Source organism: Rhizobium sp. P43 (genome assembly GCF_056730705.1).
The window spans coordinates 2,171,606-2,195,407 of sequence record NZ_CM161539.1; the positions used below are offsets into that span (position 1 = coordinate 2,171,606).

General features: G+C 62.3%; 23 protein-coding genes and 2 pseudogenes. 19 read left to right on the forward strand and 6 right to left on the reverse strand.

Features of this window, described 5'->3' with window-relative positions; genetic code table 11:
- Positions 1-54: 54 nt before the first annotated feature.
- Both AC1PUL_RS10780 and AC1PUL_RS10785 read left to right on the forward strand, forming a co-directional pair.
- Positions 55-2,142 carry a LysM peptidoglycan-binding domain-containing protein gene (locus tag AC1PUL_RS10780; RefSeq protein ID WP_480468394.1) on the forward strand — a complete coding sequence of 696 codons (2,088 nt, stop codon included), beginning with the start codon at positions 55-57 and terminating at the stop codon, positions 2,140-2,142.
- Between the two features lie 113 nt (positions 2,143-2,255).
- Positions 2,256-4,145, forward strand: a complete 1,890-nt coding sequence (locus AC1PUL_RS10785; RefSeq protein WP_480468396.1) for an ABCB family ABC transporter ATP-binding protein/permease — start codon at positions 2,256-2,258, stop codon at positions 4,143-4,145.
- A 36-nt stretch (positions 4,146-4,181) separates the two neighbouring features.
- Here the strand turns inward: AC1PUL_RS10785 and AC1PUL_RS10790 are convergent, their stop codons facing one another.
- Positions 4,182-5,465, reverse strand: a complete 1,284-nt coding sequence (locus tag AC1PUL_RS10790; protein WP_480468398.1) for a GGDEF domain-containing protein — start codon at positions 5,463-5,465, stop codon at positions 4,182-4,184.
- A 237-nt stretch (positions 5,466-5,702) separates the two neighbouring features.
- Between AC1PUL_RS10790 and AC1PUL_RS10795 the strand changes: the two are divergent.
- The 3 genes and pseudogenes from AC1PUL_RS10795 to AC1PUL_RS10805 all read left to right on the forward strand — a co-directional run.
- A pseudogene (locus AC1PUL_RS10795) lies at positions 5,703-6,410 on the forward strand (phosphatidylserine decarboxylase); the annotation flags it as partial.
- A gap of 11 nt (positions 6,411-6,421) precedes the next feature.
- Positions 6,422-7,282: a CDP-alcohol phosphatidyltransferase family protein gene (locus AC1PUL_RS10800; protein WP_480468400.1), complete on the forward strand. Its 861-nt coding sequence runs from the start codon at positions 6,422-6,424 to the stop codon at positions 7,280-7,282.
- 196 nt (positions 7,283-7,478) lie between these two features.
- Entirely contained in the window at positions 7,479-7,616 is a 138-nt protein-coding gene (locus AC1PUL_RS10805) for a hypothetical protein (RefSeq protein ID WP_480468401.1), read from the forward strand.
- A gap of 13 nt (positions 7,617-7,629) precedes the next feature.
- Here the strand turns inward: AC1PUL_RS10805 and AC1PUL_RS10810 are convergent, their stop codons facing one another.
- Entirely contained in the window at positions 7,630-8,394 is a 765-nt protein-coding gene (locus tag AC1PUL_RS10810) for an SOS response-associated peptidase (RefSeq protein ID WP_480468403.1), read from the reverse strand.
- Between the two features lie 134 nt (positions 8,395-8,528).
- On the opposite strand from AC1PUL_RS10810, the gene AC1PUL_RS10815 reads away from it, so the two are divergent.
- From AC1PUL_RS10815 to AC1PUL_RS10870, 12 genes and pseudogenes are all read left to right on the forward strand, one after another.
- Positions 8,529-8,954 carry an NUDIX hydrolase gene (locus tag AC1PUL_RS10815; protein ID WP_480468405.1) on the forward strand — a complete coding sequence of 142 codons (426 nt, stop codon included), beginning with the start codon at positions 8,529-8,531 and terminating at the stop codon, positions 8,952-8,954.
- Positions 8,951-9,376 (forward strand): TIGR02301 family protein, encoded by a 426-nt coding sequence (locus tag AC1PUL_RS10820; RefSeq protein WP_480468406.1) that lies wholly within the window; start codon positions 8,951-8,953, stop codon positions 9,374-9,376. Before AC1PUL_RS10815 ends, AC1PUL_RS10820 begins: the two co-directional genes overlap by 4 nt.
- Positions 9,377-9,470: 94 nt before the next feature.
- Positions 9,471-9,728, forward strand: a complete 258-nt coding sequence (locus AC1PUL_RS10825) for a hypothetical protein (protein WP_298461911.1) — start codon at positions 9,471-9,473, stop codon at positions 9,726-9,728.
- A 19-nt stretch (positions 9,729-9,747) separates the two neighbouring features.
- Positions 9,748-10,488 (forward strand): hypothetical protein, encoded by a 741-nt coding sequence (locus AC1PUL_RS10830; protein ID WP_480468407.1) that lies wholly within the window; start codon positions 9,748-9,750, stop codon positions 10,486-10,488.
- A gap of 107 nt (positions 10,489-10,595) precedes the next feature.
- Positions 10,596-11,429, forward strand: a complete 834-nt coding sequence (gene ygfZ / locus AC1PUL_RS10835) for a CAF17-like 4Fe-4S cluster assembly/insertion protein YgfZ (RefSeq protein WP_480468408.1) — start codon at positions 10,596-10,598, stop codon at positions 11,427-11,429.
- Between the two features lies 1 nt (position 11,430).
- Entirely contained in the window at positions 11,431-12,063 is a 633-nt protein-coding gene (locus tag AC1PUL_RS10840; RefSeq protein WP_480468410.1) for a YfbR-like 5'-deoxynucleotidase, read from the forward strand.
- Positions 12,060-12,596, forward strand: a complete 537-nt coding sequence (locus tag AC1PUL_RS10845) for a tyrosine phosphatase family protein (RefSeq protein WP_480468412.1) — start codon at positions 12,060-12,062, stop codon at positions 12,594-12,596. The genes AC1PUL_RS10840 and AC1PUL_RS10845 overlap by 4 nt, the downstream gene beginning before the upstream one ends.
- Positions 12,593-13,573 (forward strand): NUDIX hydrolase, encoded by a 981-nt coding sequence (locus AC1PUL_RS10850; RefSeq protein WP_480468414.1) that lies wholly within the window; start codon positions 12,593-12,595, stop codon positions 13,571-13,573. The genes AC1PUL_RS10845 and AC1PUL_RS10850 overlap by 4 nt, the downstream gene beginning before the upstream one ends.
- A 60-nt stretch (positions 13,574-13,633) precedes the next feature.
- Positions 13,634-14,143, forward strand: a pseudogene (locus AC1PUL_RS10855) (mechanosensitive ion channel family protein); the annotation flags it as partial.
- A gap of 83 nt (positions 14,144-14,226) precedes the next feature.
- A complete protein-coding gene (locus tag AC1PUL_RS10860) occupies positions 14,227-14,619 on the forward strand; it encodes a helix-turn-helix domain-containing protein (protein WP_480464776.1) in 393 nt (130 codons plus the stop codon).
- Between the two features lie 40 nt (positions 14,620-14,659).
- Positions 14,660-15,178: an IS630 family transposase gene (locus AC1PUL_RS10865; RefSeq protein ID WP_480464775.1), complete on the forward strand. Its 519-nt coding sequence runs from the start codon at positions 14,660-14,662 to the stop codon at positions 15,176-15,178.
- Between the two features lie 19 nt (positions 15,179-15,197).
- Positions 15,198-15,572, forward strand: coding sequence for a mechanosensitive ion channel family protein (locus AC1PUL_RS10870; RefSeq protein ID WP_480468416.1), 375 nt, complete (start codon positions 15,198-15,200; stop codon positions 15,570-15,572).
- A gap of 54 nt (positions 15,573-15,626) precedes the next feature.
- Here the strand turns inward: AC1PUL_RS10870 and AC1PUL_RS10875 are convergent, their stop codons facing one another.
- From AC1PUL_RS10875 to nadA, 4 genes are all read right to left on the reverse strand, one after another.
- Positions 15,627-15,941 (reverse strand): hypothetical protein, encoded by a 315-nt coding sequence (locus AC1PUL_RS10875; protein WP_480468418.1) that lies wholly within the window; start codon positions 15,939-15,941, stop codon positions 15,627-15,629.
- Positions 15,942-16,448: 507 nt separating this feature from the next.
- Entirely contained in the window at positions 16,449-17,351 is a 903-nt protein-coding gene (gene nadC, locus AC1PUL_RS10880; RefSeq protein ID WP_480468420.1) for a carboxylating nicotinate-nucleotide diphosphorylase, read from the reverse strand.
- Positions 17,352-17,363: 12 nt separating this feature from the next.
- Positions 17,364-18,956, reverse strand: coding sequence for an L-aspartate oxidase (locus tag AC1PUL_RS10885; protein WP_480468422.1), 1,593 nt, complete (start codon positions 18,954-18,956; stop codon positions 17,364-17,366).
- A 26-nt stretch (positions 18,957-18,982) separates the two neighbouring features.
- Positions 18,983-20,053 (reverse strand): quinolinate synthase NadA, encoded by a 1,071-nt coding sequence (nadA, locus tag AC1PUL_RS10890; protein ID WP_480468424.1) that lies wholly within the window; start codon positions 20,051-20,053, stop codon positions 18,983-18,985.
- A 230-nt stretch (positions 20,054-20,283) separates the two neighbouring features.
- On the opposite strand from nadA, the gene AC1PUL_RS10895 reads away from it, so the two are divergent.
- Complete coding sequence (locus AC1PUL_RS10895) at positions 20,284-23,064, forward strand: DUF2339 domain-containing protein (protein ID WP_480468426.1); 2,781 nt, start codon at positions 20,284-20,286, stop codon at positions 23,062-23,064.
- A gap of 50 nt (positions 23,065-23,114) precedes the next feature.
- Positions 23,115-23,798, forward strand: a complete 684-nt coding sequence (locus AC1PUL_RS10900) for an HD domain-containing protein (protein WP_480468428.1) — start codon at positions 23,115-23,117, stop codon at positions 23,796-23,798.
- Positions 23,799-23,802 lie beyond the last annotated feature (4 nt).

Consider the following 23,802-nt stretch of genomic DNA (forward strand, 5'->3'; position numbering starts at 1 on the left):
TTGACGCTAGCAATTCCAAGGGAATGGCGGCTCATCCGCCGGGAGACTTGAGAAATGAAGAACCGTGCCCTCTGGGTGGTCCTGCTTGTGCTTGCCATCGTGACCTTGCTGATGGTGTTCGTCATCATGCCGCGACTGAATTCGTCGTCGGGTGACCTTCCGACCGTCAACGCGGCTGCGGATGCCGTGAAGTCGGCAGCCGAGGAAGCCCAGGCAACGGCTGAAAATGCCGTCGCCGATGTTGCAGCCGCCGCCACGCAGAAGATGGACAGGCTGAAGAGCGAAGCCGTCTCGGCGGTCGACGGCATCACGGCGCTGTTTGCCGATGGCCGCACCCCCGGCGTCGAGGCCTATACGGCTGCCAAGACACTGGCCCGGGGTGCGCTTCAGGCCCTGTCGGCGATCGAGATCCCTGCGGGTCTCGACACTGCCGTCGCCGATGGCATCAAGGCCGTGCAGGCGGATGCGGCGCGCGCGCTCGAACTCGTGCAGCAGCTGCCGGCCGATCCGGCGCAGGCCGCGAGCATGGTCGCCTCGATCAAGGACGCACTGCTCGGCAAGCCGGTAGCGCCTGCGGCCCCGGCGGCAGCGGCCGAGGTTGCGCCGCGCTTCGACGTACTGCGCGTCGAGCCCGATGGTTCGACCGTCATTGCCGGCAATGCCGTGCCGGGTGCCAAGGTTGAAATCCTCAACGGCGACCAGGTGATCTCTTCGCAGACCGTCGATGGCAGCGGTGACTTCGCTGCCGTGCTCGATCAGCCACTGGCTCCGGGCGACCATTCGCTGCAGATCCGGGCAACCGGTCCCGACGGCAAGGTCGTCACCTCGGAAGAAGTCGCCACCATTTCCGTTCCCGAAGGTGGCAAGGGCGAGCTTCTCGCCATGGTTTCCAAGCCCGGCGAGGCAAGCCGTCTGATCACGCTGCCCGGCGCGGAGAATGCCGCAGCGGCTCAGGCCAATGCAGCCTCGGCAGCCGCATCCACGACGCCGGCAACCACGCCTGCTCCCGCCGGCTCCGTCACCCTGCCGGATCTCCCGGCTGCGGCAACGGAACTTGCGGGCACGGCGCCTACCCTTCCGGGCAGCAGTGAAACTGCAGCGGCGCCGGCCGCAGAGCCGGTCGCCGAAGAGCCCGCAGCCCTTCCCGGCGCGACCGAAGTTCAGGTCACGGCCGTCGAAATCGAAGGCGACCGCATCTTCGTGGCCGGCAAGGCGCCCGCCGGTGCGACCGTTCGTGGCTTTGCCAACAAGACCACGATCGGCGAGGCCGTGAGCGACGGCAGCGGCAATTTCGTCATCGAAGGCGAAATCAAGCTCGAAGTCGGCAACCATATCATCGAGGTGGAACTGCTCGATCCGACCGGCAAGGTCGTGGTGCGCGCCTCCGTTCCGTTCGAGCGCCCGGCCGGCGAACAGGTCTCGGTCGTCGCCCAGACGGCGCCGGCTGCGGCCTCTCCGGATGCAAGCCCGGAACAGGCCGAGTTCGAACGCCAGCGGATCGCCCTGACAAAGGCGATGACGATCCTCGAAAACCTCTTCGCCAATGGGCAGAAGCCGGCGCTTGAGCAGGCAGCCGCCGCCCGGTCTGCCACCGAGATTGGACTGCAGTCGATAGCAGGCTTCCGCCTGGGTGCCAATGCTGCGCCGGACTTTGCGGCAGCCATCAGTGCTCATTCCGCCAAGGCCAAGGAAGCGCTGGCTCTGCTTCAGTCGGTTCCGACCGGCGATGTCGACGCGCTGGGTGCAGCCTTGCCAAAGCTTGTGGCGCTGATCCGCGACCTTCTCGCCGAACCGACACCGGCACAGACGGCAGCAGCGCCGGCGACGGCAGCGGACACCGCACAAACGGTCCCGGCTGCATCCGACGCGACGGCCTCTGCCGAGCCAAAGACCATCCAGCAGGCGCCGCTCGCCCAGAGCGATAGCAGCGTGATCATCCGCCGTGGCGACACGCTGTGGCAGATCTCGCGGCGCGTTTACGGACAGGGCGTGCGCTACACGACCATCTATTTGGCGAATGCCAACCAGATCAACAATCCGGATCTGATCGAGCCCGGCCAGATCTTCACCGTGCCGCGGGACGCGCTTCCGAATGCGGAAGAGATCCACCGCAAGCGCCTGCAGGGCGAGCCGGTGAACTGAGCTTTCACAGTTCCGTTATTGTATTCGCGCCAGCGAAAACCTAATTGAGAGAAGGCGGCGATCCTTAAACGGGATCGCCGCTTTTTAATCTGCAGACAAGCGAGAGGTCGGGGATGGCAGAGGCGAAGAAGAAGACGGTATCGGCCGATGACGGGAACCCGATGCAGACCCTCGTCAATCTCTGGCCCTATATGTGGCCGGCCGATCGCTTCGACCTGAAAATGCGGGTCGTCTGGGCAACGGTCTTCCTGATCATCTCGAAATTCGTGCTGATCCTCGTGCCCTATTTCTTCAAATGGGCAACCGATGCGCTTGATGGCCGGCTCGACATGGCCGGTCTGCTGCCGACCTTCCTCCTGGGTGCCGTGGCCCTCGTCATCTTCTACAATGTCACCCGCATCCTGCAGGTTGGGCTCAACCAACTGCGCGACGCGCTGTTTGCCAGCGTCGGCCAGCATGCGGTGCGCCAGCTAGCCTACAAGACCTTCGTGCACATGCACCAGCTGTCGTTGCGCTTCCATCTGGAACGCAAGACCGGTGGCCTCTCGCGCATCATCGAACGCGGCACCAAGGGCATCGAAACGATCGTGCGCTTCACGATCCTCAACTCGATCCCGACGCTGATCGAATTCCTGCTGACGGCCGTGATTTTCTGGTGGACCTACGGCTTCTCCTATCTCGGCGTCACCGCCTTCACGGTCTGGGCCTATATCTGGTTCACCATCCGGGCATCGGACTGGCGCATCGGCATCCGCCGGGCGATGAATGACAGCGATACGGATGCCAATACCAAGGCGATCGACTCGCTCCTCAATTTCGAGACGGTCAAGTATTTCGGCAATGAGGAGATGGAAGCGAAGCGCTTCGATGCCTCGATGGCGAAATACGAGAAGTCGGCGACGCAGGTCTGGACCTCACTCGGCTGGCTGAACTTTGGCCAGGGCCTGATCTTCGGCGTGGGCACGGCGATCATCATGGTGATGTCGGCGCTTGCGGTACAGCGCGGCGAACAGACGATCGGCGATTTCGTCTTCGTCAATGCCATGCTGATGCAGCTGTCGATCCCGCTGAACTTCATCGGCTTCGTCTACCGCGAAATCCGCCAGGGCCTGACGGATATCGAGCAGATGTTCGATCTGCTCGAGGTCGAGGCAGAGGTGGTGGACAAGACGGGGGCGACACCGCTCGTCATCGCCCAGGGTGCGATCGCCTTCAAGGACGTGCATTTCCACTACGACCCTGATCGTCCGATCCTGAAGGGCGTGTCTTTTGAGGTGCCGGCCGGCAAGACGGTGGCGGTCGTCGGCCCTTCGGGTGCCGGCAAGTCGACGATCTCCCGCCTACTCTATCGTTTCTATGATGTGCAGAAGGGGTCGATCACCATCGACGGGCAGGACGTTCGCGAGGTGACGCAGAAGTCACTGAGAGCCGCCATCGGCATGGTCCCGCAGGACACCGTGCTGTTCAACGATACGATCGCCTACAACATCCGCTATGGCCGCCCCGGCGCCTCGGATGCCGAGATCGAACAGGCCGCCGAAGTGGCGCAGATCTCGCGTTTCATCAAGGAGCTTCCGGAAGGTTACGGCACGAAGGTCGGCGAGCGCGGCTTGAAACTCTCCGGTGGTGAAAAGCAGCGCGTGGCGATTGCCCGCACCGTGCTCAAGGCGCCGCCGATCCTGATCCTCGATGAGGCGACTTCTGCGCTCGACACGACGACGGAACACGAGATCCAGTCGGCGCTCGACATCGTCTCAAAGAACCGTACGACGCTGGTCATCGCGCACCGGCTCTCGACGGTCGTCGGCGCAGACGAGATCATCGTGCTGAAGGGTGGCGAGATTGCAGAACGCGGCAGCCATTCCGAGCTACTGGAACAGAACGGCCTTTATGCATCGATGTGGAACCGGCAGCGCGAGGCAACCCAGGCGGAAGAGAAGCTGCGTCAGGTCCGTGAAAGCGACGAACTCGGCGTGGTGGTGCGACGTTCGCCGGCGACCTGATCATCGGGAGGATGAGAGTCACCGGCGGCCTGCCGGTTACTCGGCGCGGCAAAGGCGGTTTCGTCCGCCACGCTTGGCGCGATAGAGCGCAAGGTCAGCTCGCCTCAGCGCCTGATCGACCGTCTCTTGACGTGGATCGAAATCGGCCAGCCCTATGCTGATGGTGCCCGCCGTTCCGGAGCCTGTCGTCACCTGACAATAGCGGGCAATGTCGGCTCGCATCTGTTCCAGAATCTGCTCGGCCGTTTGTGCATTCTCTGCGCAGAAGAAGGCGAAGAATTCCTCACCGCCCGCCCGGGCAACCATGACGCCTGCATCTTCGTGTGACCGCAAGGTATCGACGATCGCGCAGAGCATCACATCCCCCTCCCCGTGACCCAGTTCGTCGTTGACCGACTTGAAGTGGTCGATGTCGATGACGGCTACGGCAAAATGCGCACCAACCTCCGGGACTTGGTCGATCGCGGAGGCGGCAACCTGGAAGAATTTGCGACGATTGAAGGCATTGGTCAGCGGGTCGCGCTCGGCGGCAGATGTCAGGCGCGCTTCCAGCTCCTTGCGCTCGGTGATGTCAATCATCACGCCGGCGATACCACGCACGCCGCCATTCGGCGTTGCGATGCAGGCCTTGTGTAACAGGATGTGGCGCATGCCGGTATCCGTGAGGCAGACATCCGTCTCCACGCTCAGCACACCGCCGCTGCGCATGACCTGGAGATCGGATTGGCGATGCGCCTCTGCCATGTCGTGGGGCACGAAGTCCGCCAGCGTATGACCGATAATGCCATCGCGATCCGTACCCGCGAAGCGGCTGAAGGCCGTGTTACACCCTATATAGCGCCCACCGACGTCCTTTAGATAGATAGGCGTCGGCAGATGATCGAGGGCGTCCTGCCAGGTATCCAGCTTGTCCTCGAGTGCTTCGAGCCTTTGGTCGTGCACCTGCAAAAGCGCGAGATGGCGTTTGGCGCGAAGCAAGCAGCGGAGCAGATGGGTCGGCCCCTCCTCCATCAACAGATCATCGATGCCAGCGTCGAACAACTCCGCCTCGAATTGGATGCTGGCTGCGCCGGTCACACCAATGAGAAACAAAGCGTCGCCACAGATTTCTCGAACGCGGGCGATATGATGCATCGAAGCCCTGTCAGCGCAATCAAGCAGGCAGACGGAAGAACCTGCCAAGGCATCCAGTTCGGTGACTTGAGCGGGAAAAAGCGAGGCAATCGCGGCTGGCGGCGGCAAACCGCGCGGCGAATGCCAGGAAATGGTAGCAAGCGATGCGGCGTCCGAATCCGGTTCATTTTTCCTGGCAAGCTGCAACGGTCATTCCTTGTCCGAACCGGCCACAGAGGCACCGGATTTCGGATCGTCCTTAAATCCAACACCCCTTTTTTAGGGTGAAATCATTTACAAAATATCGATGATATTTTTTCATATCGATCTTTTTTGGGTCACGCGGTGGAGGTCACATCTGCTTTAGACTGGCTTGATTTGATGGTCGGCATTGCCCATCTGCGGCTTTCAGAGTAGTCACGGGCGACAGAAAATCAAAGACCGAGGACCCCCATGGATCTGTTCGAAACCATCCGCAAGACGATCGTGCCGGTGCACAAGGAAGGCTATCCCTTCGTCGCGGCCTTCTTCGTTGCGTCGCTGGTGCTCGGCTGGATCTGGGATCCGCTGTTCTGGGTCGGCATGGTGCTCACCCTCTGGTGCGCCTACTTCTTCCGCGACCCCGAGCGGGTCACACCGCAGGACGACGACCTTGTCATCAGCCCGGCCGATGGCCGCGTCTCCTCGGTGCAGATGGTGGTTCCACCGCAGGAGCTCAATCTCGGCAGCGAGCCTATGCTGCGCATCACCGTCTTCATGAACGTCTTCAACTGCCATGTGAACCGGGCCCCGGTGCGCGGCAAGGTCACGACGATCGCGTACAAGGAAGGCCAGTTCCTCAATGCCGAACTGGACAAGGCAAGCACGGACAACGAGCGCAACGGTCTGGTGATCGAGAGCAAGCATGGCGCAATTGGCGTCGTGCAGATCGCCGGCCTGGTTGCCCGCCGCATCATCTGCTGGACCAACATGAATGAGCCGCTGGATGCCGGTGAGCGCTTCGGCCTGATCCGCTTCGGGTCCCGCCTCGACGTCTTCCTGCCGGCTGGCGCGGAACCGCGTGTTTCCCTCGGTCAGACCGCAATCGCCGGCGAAACCGTGATCGCCGAATTCGGCTCGGCCAAGGGTCCGGTCATCAGCCGCCGCAGCTGAGGAAGCTTCCGATGGATGATCAGTCAACTTCGATCGAAACACGCGGCGCCACGGCCGCTGATGGCGGCGCACGCGGGCCTCGCCTGCGCGAGATCCCGCTTCGCCTGATCATTCCCAATCTGATCACGGTGCTCGCGATCTGCGCGGGCCTGACCGGCATCCGGCTGGCTTTCGAAAACCGCTACGAACTCGCGGTCGCCATGGTGCTGGCCGCCGCCTTTCTCGACGGCATCGACGGGCGGATCGCGCGGATGATGAAGGCGACGTCGAAGTTCGGCGCCCAGATGGATTCGCTTGCCGACATCATCAATTTCGGCGTTGCGCCCGCCCTCGTGCTCTATGTTTTCGTGCTCGATCAGGCGCGCTCGCTCGGCTGGATCGCAGCTTTGATCTACGCCATTGCTGCCGGCCTGCGGCTGGCACGCTTTAATGTCATGTCGGAGCGCGAGACAAAGGCGCCATGGCAGTCGGAGTTCTTTGTCGGCGTGCCGGCTCCGGCGGGTGCTGCGCTCGTCATGCTGCCGGTCTATCTCGGCTTCCTCGGTGTCGCGCCGGTCGGTCTCTTCGCCTATGCCAGCACGGCCTACACCATCATCATCGCCTATCTGCTCGTCAGCCGCCTGCCGGTCTGGTCGGGTAAGTCGGAGACCAGCCATATCCGCCGCGATCTCGTGCTTCCGATGATCCTCGGTGTCGTTCTCTATGTCGCGCTGCTGATGAGCTTCACCTGGGAAGTGCTTGTTGTCAGTGTGCTTCTCTATCTTTGCTCACTGCCCTTCGGCGCAAGAAACTGGCACAGACGCTATGGCACGCTGACCATTGGAGAAGAATCAGCGGAAAAAGGACTTTCCGAAATAGATCGGGGTGTTTGACGCCGTTTTCCGCTCGAATTGAAGAATTTTCAGCCCCGCCAGGCCCAAAAGCTTGTGCGGGGCTCTCCATATCTACTGTTTTTATCCAAATTTGATTTGAGTCACAGCACCGGCCACGCTTTTGTCATGATCTCCGCAGAGAGAGCCGCAAAACAAGAAAATGCACTGGTCAGGAAACACTCCAAGGAACATGACGATGACGACTGAGACCCAAGCCGAGCAGCAGAAGCCGGCAAACGAGAATCTCGACTCGAATTACCGACCGCTTGCCCTCAAGGCGGTGCTCGCTGCAGCTCTGATGCTGAAGCGCAAGCCGGCCCCGAAGGTCGCCTGAGAACCAAACTCCCCTAGAATAAACTCATCTGCCCGTCGTCGGCTTTGCCTGCGGCGGGCTTTTGCTTTTTCGGAGCAAGGGCAACGGGGGTCTGCAGGTCCGGGCCGACATTGGCAACCTTGTTGACCAGATCGGAGACCGGGATCGCCTCGAAAAAGTCTTCCGGTGCGGGACGCATCAGGTCAACGATGTCCCGCGGCTCGCCGGCGCGGCAGTCGAGCCAGCGTGTGAAGTCTTCCGGTCCAATCACCACCGGCATGCGATCATGGATCTCGCCGATGGTTCTGTTGGCCCCGACCGTCAGGATGCAGCCCGTGTCGAGCTCGGAGCCGTCCTTCGACATATAGGTCTCCATCAGCCCGCCGAAGCAGACGATGCCGCCATTGCGCGGGCGGATCCAGTAGGCCTGCAGTTTCTCGCCGCTTTCCTTCGGAGGGCGGTGCCATTCGTAGAAGCCGGAGGCGGGAACGAGGATACGACGATGGCGCATGGCGGCGCGAAAGGAAGCCTTCTCGATCGCCGTTTCGGAACGGGCATTGATCAGCAGCGTGAATTCCTTGGGATCCTTGACCCAGGAGGGAATGAGCCCCCAGCGCACAAGGACGGCCATGCGATCCGGACGGTTCGAGCCAGGCTCAAGAGGCGGCGCCGCCACGGCGACCAGGATCGGCTGAGTCGGCGCGATATTGTAACGCGGCGGAAAGCCCTCAAGCTCCATCACGCCGAGGATCTCCGCCACTTCTTCCGGGCTCGCAGTCAGGGCAAAACGTCCACACATGCATGGTAGATGGCAGTCCAGTCCGGCAGGGTCAAGGCGTGACAGGATGCTTGCAGGGGCAAGCAAAGCCCGCGATAATCGCGCTTGCGCTGCTTCGCGACCTGCTGCGTGTCAAAGATCGGAGTTCCCCTTTCATGAGCATGCCCCGCCTCGCCTCTTCCGCCATCGTCGAGCGGGCCGGGCGTTATCTTCTCGTCCGGCGTGGCAATCCGCCGGCGGCAGACCTCTTTGCCTTTCCCGGGGGACGCGCAGAGCCGGGTGAGACGCCGGAGCAGACTGCGTTGCGGGAGTTGTTCGAGGAGACGGGCATTGTCGGGCGCAATCCGAGGCTGTTCGAGCGGCTTGAGCTTGCTGCCGAAGCCGGCGTGAGGGACAGCCACTTCCTGCTGTCCGTTTTCCAGGTTGAAGCGGATATCGATGGCGAGGCTCTGGCACAGAGCGATGCGCTGGAAGCCGGATGGTTCCTGCCGGAAGAGGTGCTGGAGCTTCCCATTCCGGAAAGTGTGCGCGAATGCATCCTGCGGCTGTCGTCGGCTCCCCGGATGGAAGGTGACGCATGAGAAAGCGCAGCATGCCCCTGGGGCTCGCCACGGCTCTCTATTTCGTCATTGCCAGCGCCGCCGGGGCGCAGGACAGCAGCGTCACAGACGTTGCGCCCGCTGTGGAGACGGAAAAGCCAACGCCCTATGATGATCGCCTCGCGCGGCTCTCTGAGATCATTGGCGCGGTCCATTACCTCAGAAATCTGTGCAAGGCCGACGCCGAACCGGAATGGCGGCAGTCATTGCAGCAACTGCTCGATGCTGAAACAGGAACAGAGCCGAAGCGACGCGCCCGGATGACGGCCGCCTACAACCGCGGCTACCGGTCATTTGCATCGGTTTACACCTCTTGCACACCGGCCGCAGTTCGTGCAGAGCAGAATTACCGTAACGAAGGGGCAACACTAGCCACAGAAATTACCGCACGTTTCGGAAATTAACGATTAATTCACCTCTTTTGGTCTGCCCCCGTGTCGTTTTGGCAAAAGGCTGATAGGGTCGTTAAGGACTGAGTAAGTGCTTCGAGGAATGCCCATGGAACCGCGCCGCAACGAAATCGACGAGATGATCGTGCATGAGAAGATGCAGGCTGCGCTGGAATACCAGAACGAAGCCTGGGCTGACGGCATGGCTGATGGAATCGAGCCCGAAATCATCGCCGACGCGGCCTTTGCGCTCGCCATGCGCGAAACCATCCGTATTCATGGCGAACATGGTGCCGAGGCCATTCTAGACGCGTTGAAGACCCGGCTGCTCGCCGGCGAGTTCTCGCCCGAGCGCCAGCTTCAGTAAGACAATATCGAGGGACAGAATGATGATCTCGTCGCGGGTCAGGCTCCTTCGCTTGACGAGCGCGCTGACGCTCATGCTAGCCTCCCCGATGGCGGCACCATCCGCCGTCGCTCTGTCCGACATCAAGGACGTCACACCGCCAACTGTCGAGGACGGAGCCACACCATCCGAGCCCTTGCCCATCGAGGAGCCGGAGATCTTGGAAGATTCGATACCAGTCATCCCAGATCCGGATCCGCTCATAAAACAGGACGAGCCAGAAGAGCTGGACAGCGTCGAGCAGCCAGGCCCGCCCGCTGAAGTGATCTACGACATCGAAAAGGCCCCGGAACCGGTGCGCCGTATGCGCCAGCTGATCATGGACGCGGCAGCGACCGGTGACATCTCCAAGCTGAGACCGCTGATGAACCCCGGCCCGGACCAGACGGTCGTTCCACTGCTGGAACCGGAGCAGGATCCTGTGGAGGCGTTAAAGGCGATCTCGGGGGATAGCGAGGGCATGGAGGTCCTGGCCATCCTGCTGGACATCCTCTCGACCGGCTTCGTGCAGCTCGACAAGGGCACCGATGACGAAGCCTATGTCTGGCCCTATTTCGCCGGCAAGTCGCTCGGATTGCTGACACCGCAGGAAAAGGTCGAACTGCTGCGGATCGTCACTGCCGGTGACGTCGCGGGCATGCAGGAATACGGAAACTACAACTTCTTCCGCGTCGGCATCACGCCGGACGGACGATGGAAGTTCCTGTCGGTCGGCGACTGACGACACTTCGGAGCCTGGGCCAAACTGTGGGCTGTGATGGAGACTGCTTGTCGTCTAGACTGGCAGCGCCTAATTCAGTCGGCATCACAACAGTCTGGTGACCTCCCATGCCTTCAGCCTTCTTGCCCGATCGCAGCTTCGTCAGAATTGCCGGTCCGGATGCGGAACACTTCCTGCAAAACCTCATCACAACGGATCTCGGCGCGCTGAGCGCGGACGAGCTGCGCCCCGGCGCGCTTTTGACCCCGCAAGGCAAGATCCTCTTCGATTTCCTCATCTCGCGCGAGGACGGCGGCTTCCTCGTCGATATCCGCAGCGATCAACGGGATGCCTTCGTGAAGCGCATGACGATGTACAAGCTTCGCGCAGCGGTTACGATCGAGGCCCTGACCGAGACGGGCGCGACCGTCACCTGGGGCGAGACTGGCCAGGGCGTTGCCGATCATCGATTCGCGCTCGGCGGCACAGAGGTTCGCCGCCAGCCTGGTCAGATCGGACAGGCCGGTGAACGCGAGGGGTATGACGCGCTGCGTATCCTGCATGCAGTGCCGGAATCGGGCGCGGACTACCCCTTGTCAGACGCCTTTCCACACGACGTGTTGTTCGACAAATCCGGGGGTGTCTCCTTCCGCAAAGGCTGTTATGTCGGCCAGGAAGTGGTGTCGCGCATGCAGCACCGGTCAACGGCCCGTCGTCGCGTGGTGATCGTCTCGGCCGAGACAGCTCTGCCCGCATCCGGGACCGAAATCTCCATCGGCGGCAAGTCGATCGGTACGCTTGGCACGGTGGCCGGGGAACGAGGGCTTGCGATCGTGAGGATCGACAAGGCGGGAGAAGCCATGACCGCTGGCGACCCGATTCTTGCGGGTGAGGTGCCGGTCACCGTGGCGCTTCCCGGCTGGAGCGGGCTGACATTCCCAAGCTCCGCCGAGGAGGCGTGACATGGGTTCGGCGACCCCTCTGCCATCGGCCCGTGCCTGGCAGCGCATGCTCTCCGGGCGGCGACTTGACCTGCTCGATCCCTCGCCGCTCGATGTCGAGATCAGCGACATTGCCCATGGCCTTGCGCGCGTCGCTCGCTGGAACGGCCAGACCTCGGGCGACCACGCCTTTTCGGTCGCGCAGCACAGCCTGATCGTCGAGGACATCTTCCGGCGCTCAAATCCCAAGGCGACCGCCGACGAGCTGATGGTCGCGCTGTTGCACGACGCCCCGGAATACGTGATCGGCGACATGATCTCGCCGTTCAAGGCCGTCGTCGGCGGCGGCTACAAGGTGGTGGAAAAGCGGCTGGAAGCTGCGATCCATCTGCGCTTCGGCCTGCCGGCGCATCCGAAGGCAACGCTCAAGGACCTGATCAAGAAGGCCGACATGATCTCCGCCTATTTCGAGGCAACGGTGCTGGCGGGCTTCGCCGAGGCCGAAGCGCGCAAGTTCTTCGGTCAGCCTAAGGGCTTTACCCGCGATACGATCCTGATCGAGCCACTGCCGGCCTATCAGGCGCAGGCGAAATTCCTTGAGCGCTTCGAAGAGATCGAGGCTGACAGGCAATCGACGACCTGGGCCCGCGCATGAGCCTGATCGTCGTATCGCCGCTTGCCCGGATCGCGGAGATGGCCGTGCGCCACAAGGCGCGCGAGATGATCAGCCTGCTCGCTGCCAACCAGGATTTTCATCGGCCGGCTGTCATCCACGCTGATCGGCATCTGAAGCTTGCGATGAATGACATCGCCTTTGCCGGAACCGGTGATCTGATTGCACCGCAGGAAGCGCATGTTGCCGAGATCATCAAATTCGCAAGGGGCTGGGATCAGGCCTCCCCGCTTGTGGTTCACTGCTGGATGGGCGTGTCGCGTTCGCCGGCAGCGGCGATGATCGCAAGCCTCGCCGTGGCGCCCGATGATGACGATGACGCGCTGGCACAGCGATTGCGGGAAGCGTCGCCCTTTGCCACGCCGAACATGCGGCTGGTCGAGATCGGTGATGAGATGCTCGGTCGTGGCGGACGCCTCGCGAAGGCCGTCAAGGCGCTCGGGCGGGGTGCGGATGCCGATGGCAATACGCCGTTTGTATTGCCGCTTCCCGCACGCGAGCCCGTCCAGTCATGACGGCACCGGCGGAGATCGAGATCGGGCTCAATGCCGCGATCGTCGCCATCAACGCCCGCACACCACGCCTGCTCGTGGTCGGAGAGGACGGCAACGCACTGGATGCGCTGCCGTTCGGCCCTTTCGAGCCGAACCGCCATCGAACCATGGAAATGTCGCTTCGGCATACCGTCGAGGCGCAGACGGCGCTCGAACTCGGATACATCGAACAGCTCTATACCTTCGGGGATCGGGGGCGCCACAAGATGCCCGGGGATCTCGGACCGCATGTGGTCTCGGTCGGTTATCTCGCCCTGACGCGTCTCGACTCTGACCGCGACGCAAAGCTCGAACTTTCCGGCGCGCGCTGGCGTGACTGGTATGGCTATCTGCCCTGGGAGGACTGGCGTCAGGGGCGCCCGACCCTGCTTGATGCGGCAATCCTTCCCGCGCTGACAGCCTGGGCCGAGGAAGGCACGGCGAACGCCGATCGCGCGCAAGGCGGCTCGCGGCGCTCCAGGCTGAAGCTCGCCTTCGGGCTCGACGACTTTCCCTTCGACGAGGAACGCGTGCTGGAGCGCTACGAACTCCTCTACGAAGCGGGCCTGGTTGAAGAGGCGGTTCAAGATGGGCGGCTAGAGCGGTGTCGAACAACAGTGTCTCTCGGCCGGCCGATGCGCCATGATCATCGGCGGATTGCGGCGACGGCGCTGGCAAGGCTGCGCAGCAAGATCAAGTATCGGCCCGTCATCTTCGAACTGATGCCGCCGGAATTCACGTTGACCGACCTGCAGAGCACCGTTGAAGCGATCGCCGGGCACCATGTGCACAAGCAGAATTTTCGTCGCCTGGTAGACGGAGCCGAACTCGTCGAGCCAACCGGTTCAACGCAGTCTGCGACGGGTGGGCGGCCGGCTGCCCTTTTCCGTTTCCGTCGTCAGGTGCTCGAAGAGCGGCCAGCCCCTGGGCTCAAGGTCGGCGGTCGCGCCAGCGGTTGACCTCGCCTCCCCCTGCCCCATCTAGCCCTTGGACAGCAATAGCCAAGGAGCAATCACGGCCTGGAGATACAAGCGAACGAGGTGATCCTCGCGACACAAGCAGCATTGGCACAGGCGAGCCGTCTCGCGGTCGAATACTCCTTTTCGATCGTCGGGGCGCTTCTTCTTCTCTTCATCGGCTGGTGGCTCTCATCGCTGCTGAGCCGCTGGACCCATGCGGGGCTGATGCGTGTTCGCGGGATCGACGAGACGCTGGCTCGGTTCTTTGCCAATGTCGTGCGCTACGGTGCCCTCATCCTCGTTTTCGTCACCGTGCTTGGCCAGTTCGGCGTGCAGACGGCATCGATCATCGCTGCCCTTGGTGCGGCCGGGCTTGCCATCGGCCTTGCGCTGCAGGGGACGCTGCAGAATATCGCCGCCGGCATCATGCTGCTGGTGTTGCGGCCGTTCCGGGTAGGAGAATACATCGACACGGGATCCATCTCAGGAATCATCGTCGAGATTGGCCTGTTTGCGACCGAGCTCAAGACACCTGACGGCCTCTACCGGCTGGCGCCCAATTCGACGCTCTAAAGCGTGTCGCGGCAAACGGGATTCAGGATTCCGGTTTTTCTTGATCTGTGATTGACTGTGCCCGTGGAAGGAGAAGCGCCATGGGCAAGCCGCATCCGATGGAGTTGCGTGAGCGTGTCGTTGCGTTTGTGAATGAAGGCAACAGCAATCGGGAAGCCGCCCGGCATTTCCGGGTTTCGCCCCGGTTCGTCAACAACATGATGATCCTGCATCGTTCCTCTGGTTCTCTTCGGCCTGCCAGACAGGGCCACCCGCCTGGCAGTAAACTTTCGCCGCATGGGGAATGGATCAGCGAGCGCGTAGCCCTCAATGGCGAAGTGACGCTGGACGAACTGTGTCTCGAACTGGCCGAGCGCGGCATCGAAGTCCACCGCGCAACCGTCGGGCGGTTTCTACATCGGCTTGGGCTCAGCAATAAAAAAAAGCCTCAAGGCAAGCGAGCAGCTCAGACCGGAGATCGCCAAGGCGCGTGATCTTTGGATTGGCCGGCGAAAGCGGTTCTTCAACAAGGCGTTGTCACGGCTCATCTTTATCGATGAGACGTCCACGAATACCCGTCTGACGAAGCGCACCGGATGGTCTGCCAAAGGCAGTCGCTTTGCGGCTTACGCTCCCTTCGGCCACTGGAAGACGCAGACATTCATCGCCGGACTGCGCTGCCATGGCCTGACCGCGCCATGGATTGTCGATGCACCCATGAACAGCCGCATCTTTGAAACATGGATCGAGACACAGCTTGCGCCGACACTGTCGCCCGGCGATGTTGTCATCCTCGACAATGTCGGCTTCCACAAAAGCGAGAAAGCCGAACAACTGGTCAAGGCGAAGGGGGCCTGGCTTCTCTTCCTGCCGCCCTATTCGCCGGACCTGAACCCCATCGAAATGGCGTTCTCAAAGCTCAAGGCGCTCTTGCGAAAGCGAGCAGCCAGGAGCTTCGACACGATTGCCCAAGCCCTCGGCGACATCATCGCCCTCTTCTCTGTCACTGAATGCCGAAACTTCTTCAAAGCCGCAGGATATGAGGCTGAATAAATGCGACACGCTTTAGAATGTGCCAATCACCAATTACAGCCGGCTGCCGACCCGCCGTTTCGAGTTCAAGATCGGTATCGACTACAGTGACGACATCGATCTCGCCGAGACGATCATGCGCGAACACGCGGAGGCGGATGCAAGAGTCTTGAAAGATCCTGCCATCTCGACCCATGTCGATCAGCTGGGCGACAGCGCCGTTGTGGTCACCATGTGGTATTGGACGGCGGCCTCGGACTTCTGGCCGACCTCGCGCGAGATGATCAAGAAGGTGAAGAAGTCCTTCGACGAGAACGGGATTTCCATCCCGTTCCCGCAGGTGACCTATCACGGTTCACCGCAAGTGGTCGCACTGCCCGAACGCTTCGTCGACGCTCGGCCGAAGGAAGCCTGAGCCACACCTGCCGCCACAGATGCGACCCAGGTTCTGGGGTACGAGGCAGCAGGGTTAGCTTTCGCTCTGCTGCCCGACCGTCTTTTCGATATGCCGATCGATGATCCGTTGCATCTCGGCAAGCACTTCGAAGACACACACCGTATCCTCTTCCGTCATGCCGAAGCCAGCATCCGGCTCGCAAACGGTACCGGGCAGATCAGGGGATTCTTCTGAGCGTTTTGCAAAATCGGCAACAGCAGGCCCCAAAGTCGGCTGTCCACAGTCACGCTCACGCGTAGCCACCGCTGCTGTTACCTCGGTTGCGGGATTATCCTTCCCGACGCCGCCCAATATCGCGCTATCAGGCTCCAGAACTGTCGTCGTCATGCCCACCCCATACTCAAACACTCTGCCTGATGGCCCAGCCTGCAATACAATCTGCATGCACTGAAAGGGCTATGGGATTCGGCCGATCCGGTCAAAAACCAGGAATTACGGGTGATAAGTAGCGAAGGATTTGCTGATATATCAGCAAGACCCTGACGGGCATGCGTTTTTCGAAGCGCTGGAGTTTACCGCTGCTGCTGCACTGCGAGAGTGACCACAAACTTGGAGCCGTTCATTTTTAAATGGAAGCAGTTCTGCCGGAGCAGGTTTTCGTCAGGGCAGCGACGATCTGCGCTGCACATACCCAAAGGTATGGGCGAGACGATCGCCGCTGATCCTGGCGAAAAGATGCCCGGCCCTTCGGGTTGGCTGGAACGGGCCGCCTGATCGCCCGGCTGGCTTGGCCGTATGCTGTGGCTACGACGCGCGCCAGCCGGACGACCATCCGACTCCGTTTCAGCCAACAGAACTGATTCCATTTAGAAATGAACGGCTCTAATCGTGAGTTCAGCATAGCGCTATGTCGAGACCGATATCGAGCGTGGGCGCAGCCATCGTGATCTTCGAGGTCGAGATATAGTCGACCCCCGTTTCGGCGATCGCACGGATCGTCTGGATGTTCACATTGCCAGAGGCTTCCAGCACCACGCGCCTGACATCCGAGGCATAGCCGTCTTCACTCAGGCCATGATGCTCACGATTGATCGCCACCGCCTCGCGCAACAGATCCGGCCCCATATTGTCGAGCAGGATCACATCCGGCCGTGCCGTCAGGGCCTCACGCATCTGGCCGAGGCCATCGACCTCCACCTCGATCTTGACGAGATGGCCGGCATAGGCGCGCGCCGCTTCGATGGCCGAGGCAACACCGCCGGAGACGGCGATGTGGTTGTCCTTGATGAGGATCGCATCGTCGAGCCCGAAGCGATGGTTGGAACCGCCGCCGAGCCGCACCGCGTATTTCTCGACGGCTCTCAGGCCCGGCAGGGTCTTGCGGGTGCAGGTGACACGGGCCTGAGTATGGGCGATCTCGGCTGCAAAGCGGGCGGTATAGCTCGCCACGCCCGAGAGGTGCATCAGGAAATTCAGCGCGACGCGTTCCGCCGAGAGCACCGAGCGGGCATTGCCGGAGACGCGGGCGATGGCTTGGCCTGGCGCCACCGTGTCGCCATCGGCCACAAGCGCCTCAAAACGCACGGAGGGATCGATCAGGCGAAAGGCGGCTTCTGCCAGGGGAAGGCCCGCCACCACGCCGGTCTCGCGGCTGTTCAGTTCAGCCGTCGCCGTCTTTTCCGGGCCGATCGTGGCATAGGTGGTGATGTCGCCAGCGCGGCCAAGATCTTCGAGCAGGGCGTTGCGAACGAGATCCTCGATCATCAGCGGCGAGAGTTGCGGGCGCAGGCTCGTCATCACGTAATCTCCTCAGCCGGCCAGTTCGGCGGCGATGCGGTCGGCATCCTTGAGTGTCAGATAGGTGCGGCGGCGCAGCGGTTCCTGCGACTGCGGATGGTCGGCGCGCATATGGGCGCCCCGGCTTTCGGTGCGCAGATAGGCGCCGACGGCAATCAGCTTGGCGGTCGCGACAATGTTGGAGAAGCGCACGCGCGGACGTTTGCGCTCGAGCCCCACCAATTCGCGGATCAGGACTTTCAGTCCGTCCTCATCTCTGATCACGCCCGCATGGCGGCTCATCAGCCGACGGAGATCCTTCAGCTCGGGACTGTCCTCCACCGTGACGAGGTCGTCATTCTCACCTGCACTCGTCCCCCACTCGTAAAGCGCTGATTCCGGCAGCATTCCCTTAATGGAATCAGCGATGCGACCGGCAAAGACGATGGCTTCGAGCAGCGAGTTGGAGGCGAGACGATTGGCACCGTGGACTCCGCTCGAGGTCACCTCGCCCGCCGCCCAGAGACCATCCAGCGATGTGCGGCCATCGGCATCCACGAGCACGCCGCCCATGTGGTAATGCACCGCCGGGACCACCGGGATTGCCTGTGTCGCCGGATCAATGCCGGCGGCGATGCAGGAGGCGTGGACCGTCGGGAAGCGTTTGGCAAAATCCTTGCCGATCGCCCTGGTGCAATCGAGGAAGGCACCGCGCCCGGCCGCCACTTCGGCAAAGACGCCCCGGGCGACGATATCGCGGGGGGCGAGTTCCGCATCTGAATGCAGGTCAGTCATGAAACGATGGCCGGCCGCGTTCACCAGGACTGCGCCCTCGCCGCGCAGCGCCTCGGTCGCGAGTGGCGCCGGATCCTGGCCAATGTCGATGGCCGTCGGGTGAAACTGGACGAATTCCGGATCGGCAATCATGGCACCGGCCTTCGCCGCCATGCCGACGCCGGTACCGCGCGCCTCCGTCGGGTTGGTGGTCACCTGGTAGAGATGACCGACGCCGCCGGAGCAGAGCACGACGGCACGCGCCGGAAAGGCGACGCGCGTCTTCGACTGGCCGGCATCAGGCCTAGCAATGACGCCGGAGACGAAACGGCCTTCGGCGATCAGTTCCTCGACGACATAACCTTCCATGACCCGGATCGACGGCGTGCGGCGGACAGCTGAGATCAACGCCTCCATGATCGCGCCACCGGCCCGATCACCCGCCACGCGCACAATCCGCCGCTCGGAATGGGCCGCCTCGCGCGAGAGCAACAGATGGCCTTCGAGATCGCGATCGAAGGGCACGCCATAGCCGAGCAGATCATGCACGCGGTCCGGCCCTTCCGAGATCATCAGCCGCGCCATCTTCTCCTCGACCAGCCCGGCACCGGCGGCAACCGTGTCGGCCAGATGCTTGTCGAAACTGTCGCCGGGGCTCATGGCCGCAGCAATGCCGCCTTGCGCCCAGGCCGATGACGCGCCCTGCCCGATCGGGGCGGCTGCCAGCACCGTGACGGGACGTGGCGCGAGCTTCAAGGCGCAGAAGAGGCCGGCAAGGCCGCCACCGACGATGACGATATCGTCGATGCCTTGCCAGGATTGCGGCCGCATGGATTCAAGATTGGTTGGCATTCAGCCCTCCCCGGCTGGCTGCAATTTCAATTCTTCAGATTGATCATCCGCTCGACGGCAAGCCTTGCGCGGCCGGCAATCTTGGGATCAACCGTCACTTCCTCCGTCATGAAGAGCAGGCTGTCGAGGATCTTCGGCAGGGTGATGCGCTTCATGTGCGGACAGAGATTGCAAGGCTTGACGAAATCGACGTCGCGGACTTCGGCCTGGATGTTGGAGGCCATTGAGCATTCGGTGACGAGCAACACGCGGGCGGGGCGCTTGGTCTTGACGTAGTCGATCATGCCCTTGGTCGAGCCGGCAAAGTCGGAGACCGCGAGCACGCTCGGATGGCATTCCGGGTGGGCGACGATTTCGATGCGCGGATCGGCACGCTTGTATTCCAGGAGTTCGTCCGCCGTGAAGCGCTCGTGAACCTCGCAATGGCCTTTCCAGGTGAGGATCTTCTTTGTCGTCTGGTTGGCAACGTTCATCGCCAGATATTCGTCGGGGATGCAGAGCACGGTGTCGCTGTCGAAGCTGTTGACCACGTCAACGGCATTGGCCGAGGTGCAGCAGATGTCCGTCTCGGCCTTCACGTCAGCCGAGGTGTTGACATAGGTGACGACCGGCACGCCGGGATAACGCTCGCGGAGCAGGCGGACATCGGCGCCGGTGATCGATTCCGACAGCGAGCAGCCGGCGCGGCCATCGGGAATCAGCACCGTCTTGTCCGGGTTGAGCAGCTTCGAGGTCTCGGCCATGAAATGCACGCCGCACTGGACGATGATCTCGGCATCGACACTGACGGCATCGCGGGCGAGCTGCAGCGAATCGCCCTTGATGTCGGCGACGCAATGGAAGATCTCCGGCGTCTGGTAATTATGCGCGAGAATGACGGCGCCGCGCTCCTTCTTCAGCCGGTTGATGGCATGGATGTAAGGCGCAAAGACCGGCCACTCGATCGCCGGAATGAAATCGCGGACACGCGCGTAGAGGTGCTCCGTCTCCTTGGCCACGGCAGGCGTATAGGTCAGATCCGGCCGTTCCCAGACGCCGAAACGCTCGGCTGCGGTGCGGATCGTGGGACGGTTTTGCGACAGGTGCTGCGCTTCCATGGCCAACTCCTCCATCAATTATGCTCAAACTGAGCATAATAAGCGCCAAAGAAAACCGGCGATCGCCGGTAGTGCGGATGTAGAAAGTTTCAGGTCGGATTGCAAGAGTGCCTGCGTCCGCCGTGGCTGAGGTGTGCGGGTCGGGGTCACGTTGCGTGACGCGCAACGCTTTCCCTCGGCGAGAAAAGGGGTAGTTTGTCCCCTCGTTTCGCTGAGTGCTGCGAGGAACCATGTTCGAACTGCTGCCGCTGATCCTGATCGGCGTTCTCTTTGTCATCAACCGGGGTGCGACCAAACGGATCGACCGGCTTGAGAAGGAACTGGGAGAGGTCAGGGAGACGTTGCTTCGGCTGGGCGGACCGGAGACCGAACAGGGTTTCTCCAACGTCGCGAGCCAAACTGGCGCGCCGGACGCTGCGGCTGACACAAGGCAGCCTGTCGAAACGATAGACAAGAAAGAACCGCCGCCCGAAGAGATCGAGCCGCGTGGCGAGACGCCAGCCACGCTGGTCGATGAGGAGCCGGAACTGGAGGTTTTGCCGGCTGCGGCACGCACGGAAATACAACCATCAGCACCGGCCGAAAGCCTCGAAAACCTGCTCGGCGCCCGCTGGGCCGTCTGGGCCGGGGGGCTGGCGCTGGCGCTCGGCGGCGTGTTCCTCGTGCGTTACTCGATCGAAAGTGGCCTGCTCGGCCCCGGCGTACGGCTGACCCTTGCCGCGCTGTTCGGTCTCGCCCTGGTCGCGATGGGCGAACTCATTCGTCGCAAGGCGCTGCCGAAGGCTGACGGACTCTACGCCAATGCCATGGTGCCGGGCATCCTGACGGCCGCCGGTGCTGTCTCCCTGTTCGGCGCTGTTTATGCCGCGCATGGGATCTATGCGTTCATCGGGCCGACTCTTGCCTTCATTCTGCTGGCGGTCACGGCATTCGGTGTGCTCGGTCATTCGCTCTTGCATGGCCAGGCGCTGGCCGGGCTCGGGCTTGCCGGCTCGATGCTCACACCGCTCTTGATATCGACGACGTCGCCCAATCTCTGGACACTGTTCATCTATCTGACCGTTGCGCAGGTCGCGACGTCGCTGGCGTCGCGCCTCAAGGGCTGGGTGATCGTGCCCTCGATAGCCCAGGCCCTGCTCGGCATCTGGGCGCTGGTGGCGCTGATCGACACGACCGAAATCACCCCGATCGCCCTCTCGTTGATCGCCATGATTGCCGCCTGGATGCTGATCTGGCCGGGCACGACGGGCGATGACCCGGCGGAGCCGGGAGCGCTGCTGTCGCTGGAGGCGCTGGGCCGTCGTATGGCTTCAGGTCCTTTAGGCCTCGACATCACGCTCTCGCTCGCCGTGTTGCTGCCGGCGCTCATCATGCTTGACCGAAGCGTCCCGGATCTCTTCCCGCTCTTCGGGTTTGCAGCCCTGATCGCAGCCCTTGCTGCGGCGGGCAGTGCGCGACACGGTGCCTTCTGGCCAAGCATGATTGCAAGTGTCGGAGCGCTGCTCGGCGCCATCGTCGAAACCGGAATGGTTGGGCAGGCTCAAGCCTTCCTCTTCGGCTGGGACATGTATGCCTCAAGCCCGGCGGCACTCGACGTCACCGTCATGTATGTGCTGCTCGGCATCGCCGCCGTCTTCCTGTTCATCGGACTTGCGCAGATCCGCAGGCGGTTCGCCGAAGACCCGCTCTTCTCGACGGTCTGGGCGGTGATTGCGGCGGCTCTGCCGGTCCTGCTTGCCACGATCAGCTTCGTCTTCTACGGCATTTATGCCCGCGACTGGCTGCATGGTTTCTTCGCCCTGGGTCTCGGCGCGGTACTGCTCGGAGCTTGCGCGTTCCTCGACCGCAAGGGTGCGCTGCCCGCGTTCCGGCGCGGCATCGATGTGCTGCTCACAGGCAGTTTCTTGGCCTTTGCGCTCGCGCTGCACACGCTGACCGATGGCGTGGTCACCACGATCCTCATCGCCCTGCTCGGCTTTGCCTATCTCATGGCGACGCGAAAGCGCGGCTGGACCGGGTTGCCATGGATCATGGTCATCGCGCTTGCCGGCGTCCTCTTCCGCATCGGCTGGGATCCGACGCTTGTGGGCGCAGAGGCCCTGTCGCGGACGCCCTTCCTCAACCAGTTGCTGCCGGGATACGGAATCCCGGCCCTGCTGGCGCTGCTTTCGGCCTATGAAGTCAGGAACTGGCCGGGACAGCGGGTACGCAATGCACTGCAGGGGCTGGCCAGTCTGCTCGGTCTGCTCGCCATCGCCATCCTGGTTCGCCATGCGATGAACGGAGGCGTGCTCGATTCGTCGACGCCGACGCTGGGCGAGCAGTCGATCTACACGCTGCTGGTCGTCGGCCTCTCCGGCATCCTGATGACGCTTGATCTGAAGTCGCCGAGCCCTGTCTTCCGTTACGGCTCGATGGTGGCGGGCGGTCTTGCCATTCTGCAAACGGTCAGCCTGCATCTCGGGGCGCTCAATCCCTATTTCACCGGCGAGAGCACAGGCAGCTGGCCGCTGATCAATCTGCTCATGATCGGCTATCTCCTGCCCGGTCTCGCCTATGCCGGTCTCGCCTTTTACGCCCGTGACAAGCGACCTTTGCCCTATGTCATCCTGCTGGCGCTGTCCGGCGCCGTGCTCGGCTTTGCCTGGGTGACGCTTTCGGTCCGGCGCTTCTGGCAGGGCGAGTTCATCGCCTTCTGGAAGGGGTTCGAGCAGGCGGAGACCTACAGCTATTCGGTCGCCTGGCTTGCAATCGGCGTCGGCTTGCTCGCCCTCGGTTCACGCTTCGATGCGCGCAGCCTGCGCATTGCCTCGGCAGTCATTGTGATCCTCACGGTCGCCAAGGTCTTCCTGATCGACATGGCAAACCTCGAAGGCGTGCTTCGAGCACTTTCCTTTATCGGCCTCGGCTTCGTGCTGATCGGCATCGGTCTCTTCTATCAGAAGATCCTGGGTGGCAAATCCAGCCGTGCTTCGGCAGCAAGCGAGGACGAGGCCCCGACGGGGATCTGACCAAAGACGATGGAACGGGGCGGTTGAACAGAGGGCGCTTGCAAGGCTAGATGCGGCCTCACCTCAACGGGGAAACTGTCTTGACCGCCCTTCTCACCGCAACTGACTTCGCACCCCACGAGACGCTTGCCGCCGATCTTCTTGATCACGCGACCGAAGGCGACGACGGTTCGCATGACCTCGCCCATATCCATCGTGTCTTCAAGAACGCCATGAAGATCCAGGCAGGCGAAGGCGGCGATGCGGAGATCCTGGCCGCCGCCGTGTTGCTGCATGATTGCGTCGCGGTCGAGAAGAACTCGCCGCTCCGCTCCCAGGCCTCGCGACTGGCAGCAGAGAAGGCGAGCGGCATTCTGGCGGGGCTCGGCTGGCCGGAGGAGAGGATTGCGGCGGTCGCGCACGCGATCCTCACCCACAGCTTTTCCGCCAATATCCCGCCGGAAACGCTGGAAGCGAAGATGCTGCAGGATGCAGACCGGCTGGATGCGATCGGCATGGTCGGCGTGGCGCGCTGCTTCTACATCGCCGGCCGCATGGGCTCCGGCCTCTATCATCCCGGCGACCCCGGCGCGGAGCATCGGCCGCTCGACGATCGGTCCTATGCGATCGACCACTTTCCGGCCAAGCTCTTGAGGCTCTCCGAGGGGTTCCAAACGGCGACGGGCTCCAGGCTCGCCCAGGAGCGGCACGAGCGGCTGACGCTGTTTCTCACCCTTTTCCGCGACGAAATCTGAAAAA